The 2,365-nt window shown below is 71.4% G+C and carries 2 protein-coding genes; both read left to right on the forward strand.

The genetic code is table 11. From position 1 onward, the window contains the following. A partial coding sequence (locus IEZ31_RS55575) for a hypothetical protein (protein WP_190258261.1) occupies positions 1-186 on the forward strand: 186 nt, incomplete at its 5' end. 25 nt (positions 187-211) lie between these two features. Beyond that, positions 212-2,365 (forward strand): DUF4832 domain-containing protein (locus IEZ31_RS55580; protein WP_190258262.1); only part of this gene is annotated, 2,154 nt, incomplete at its 3' end.

Genomic DNA, 2,365 nt, shown 5'->3' on the forward strand with positions numbered 1-2,365 from the left:
AAACTCTTCGCCGACTACACCCTCGACGGCGGCGGACACCCCACCATCACCACCTCCTACCAGGACATCCGCATCCCGCTCGCGGCCAACGGCATCAACCGGTCCAGCCCCGCGCAGCTCGCGATGGGCTTCTGGTACGGCGGCAACAGCAGCATCACCATCGACGGCTTCTCCTTCAGCAACTAACCGTTCCGGCCCCTCAGGGAGAGCTATGAACGTCTCTGTTCGCCGGATCGCCGCCGCCACGGCGGTCCTCCTCCTCGCGGTCACCGGCACGGTCGGCCCCGCCGGCCCGGCCGCGGCCGACCCGCCCACCACGACCGCCACCTTCACCGCCGACGCCGCCACCGTGTTCACCAACCCGGAGCGGGGCTTCCACAACCGGTACGAGATCGTCAACGACCCGGCCGTCAACGACTACGCCAGCAACACCATCCCCGGCTTCAACCCCGACATGCTCGACCGCACGTTCGCCCGGGCGCGGACGGCCGGCAACACGCTGATCCACAGCTACGTCCACCTCGACAAGTACCAGACCAGCGACCTGCCGCCGGCCCTGCTCGACAACCTCGGGACCGGCCTCGCCGCGATCCGGGCCCAGGGCATGAAGATCGTGCTGCGGTTCGCCTACGTCTGGGACGGGTACTCCGCGGTCACCGAGCCGCAGATGGAGCGTCACCTCGACCAGCTCGCCCCGGTGCTGGCGGCGAACGCCGACGTCGTCATGCACATCGAGGGCGGGTTCTTCGGCGCGTGGGGCGAATGGCACTCCAGCCCGTACACCGCATCCTCCGAGGAGAGCCAGGCGCCCGTGCGGTACCGCCTGGTGAAGAAGCTGCTGAGCAGCACGCCGGCGACGATCCCGATCGCGATCCGCTACCCCATCTTCAACTACGAGTTCGCCCGGCGCACGACGCCGCCGCCCGGCTGCCCGCTGCCCGACAACTGCCTGATGACCACCCAGGACTTCGACCGGCTCGGCTTCCACGACGACTGTTTCCTCGCCGACACCGCCGACATGGGCACGTACGACCAGAACTCCTGGCTGGGCTGGTTCGACGTCGCGACGAAGAAGCAGTGGGTGTACGACATGGCGACGTCCACCGGCGGCAACAAGCTCGTCGGCGGGGAGACCTGCAACGCCAGCGGCGCCAACGACGCGGCCGGGGTCAACGCGCAGTACGAGCTGTCGCACCAGCACTGGACCGAGATCAACGAGGACTACGCGCCGGTCAACATCGACATCTGGAAGCAGGCGCAGCTGCCGGCGACCGCCGTCGACCCGGCCGAGACGCTGTTCCACCGCGTCGAGCGCAAGCTCGGCTACCGGCTGCGGCTCGCCGACGCCACCTGGACCGCGCAGGCCACCGCCGGCGCGCCGTTCACGTTCGCCGCCCACCTGGCCAACGACGGCTACGCGGGCATCGTCAAGCCGCGCCCGGTGTTCCTGGTCTTCGACAACGGCACGAACCGGTACGACGTGCCGCTCACCGGCCTCGACCCGCGCACCTGGCGGCCGGGCGCCACCACGGTCCCGACCCAGACGGTCACGCTGCCGGCGATGGCGGCCGGCACGTACAAGCTCGCGCTGTGGCTGCCCGACCAGGCGACCGGCCTGCGCGGGAACCCGGCCTACTCGGTGCGGCTGGCCAACACCGGCACCTGGGACGCGACCAAGGGCTACAACGTGCTGGCCTCCGCGGTGACGGTCGGCTCGTGCACCGCGGACTGCGTGGCGCCGACGGCGCCCGCCCTGACGGTTGCCGGGTCGACGTCGTCCTCGGTGTCGCTGTCCTGGAGCGGCGCGACCGACAACGTGGGCGTCACCGGCTATCGCGTGTTCCGCGACGGTACCGCCGTGGCGACGGTGACCGGCACCTCGTACACCGACACCGGCGTGCCGGCGGGGTCGCACACCTACACGGTGCGGGCCCGGGACGCGGCCGGGAACGAGTCGGCGTCCAGCAACGCGGTGACGGTCGGCGTCGGCTGCACCGACTGCGCGGCGCCGTCCACGCCCACCGGGCTGACGGTCACGGCGACGACCCCGACGTCGATCGCCCTGTCCTGGACCGCGTCGACCGACAACGTCGGCGTGACGGGCTACCAGGTGTTCCGCGACGGGGTCCTGCGCACGACCGTGACCGGCACGTCCTACACCGACAGCGGGCTGGCCGCCGGCTCGTACACGTACACGGTCCGGGCCCGGGACGCGGCCGGGAACCTCTCCGCCGCGTCGGCCGCGGTGACCGCCGCGACCGCTCCGCCGACGCCGCCCGGGCTCGTCCTCGACGACTTCGACGGCTCGCCCGCCTACCCGTCCGCGGCCCAGAACGACCTCGGCAAGTGGACCGGCGGCAACTGC

This window comes from Dactylosporangium sucinum (genome assembly GCF_014647515.1).
GTDB classification, from domain to species: domain Bacteria; phylum Actinomycetota; class Actinomycetes; order Mycobacteriales; family Micromonosporaceae; genus Dactylosporangium; species Dactylosporangium sucinum.